This window comes from Citrobacter sp. VF227 (assembly GCF_052950715.1).
This window is the reverse complement of record NZ_JBRFVF010000187.1, coordinates 1-575: the sequence shown is the minus strand read 5'-3', so window position 1 is coordinate 575 and position 575 is coordinate 1. Positions and strand designations below refer to the sequence as shown.

The following is a 575-nucleotide window of genomic DNA, read 5'->3' as shown; positions in this document are numbered from 1 at the left end:
GCTTCCCTTGGCCCGGCCTCCGCCGCCGAGACGCCCTGGCCGGCCTTCGGGCACGATCCGAGCAACCGCAATTTCTCCGACCTGACCCAGATCAACCGCGACACGGTCGGGCGTCTGCGCCCCGCCTGGATCTTCCAGACCGGGGTGACCGGCTACTTCCAGGCCCAGCCGGTGATGGTGGACGGCACCCTCTACGTCTCTACGACGCAGAACAACGTCGCCGCCCTCGACGCACGGACCGGCAAGCCCCTCTGGACCTACACCCACAGGCCGCGCACCGAGAAGATCTTCGGGCCGCCCTCGAACCGCGGGGTCGCGGTGTCGGGGGGCCTGGTCTACGAGGCGACCATGGACGGGCAGCTGATCGCCCTGGACGCCAAGACCGGCAAGGTCGTCTGGGAGAAGGAGGCGGTGCGCCCGGAGGAGGGCGAGACCGAGACCGCCTCGGGCCTCGCCGCGACCCTCGGCGGCAAGCCCGTCCAGGGCTCGAGCCGCCTCGGCTTCAAGATGCCGCCGCTCGTCGCCGACGGGCTCGTCATCGTCGGCGTCACCGGCGCCGGCTACGGGCTCCACAT

1 protein-coding gene is annotated in these 575 nt (G+C 71.3%); it reads left to right on the top strand.

The genetic code is table 11. From position 1 onward, the window contains the following. Positions 1 to 575, top strand: a 575-nt coding sequence (locus tag ACU8YC_RS25815) for an outer membrane protein assembly factor BamB family protein (protein ID WP_446896082.1), incomplete at both ends; no start/stop codon positions are given.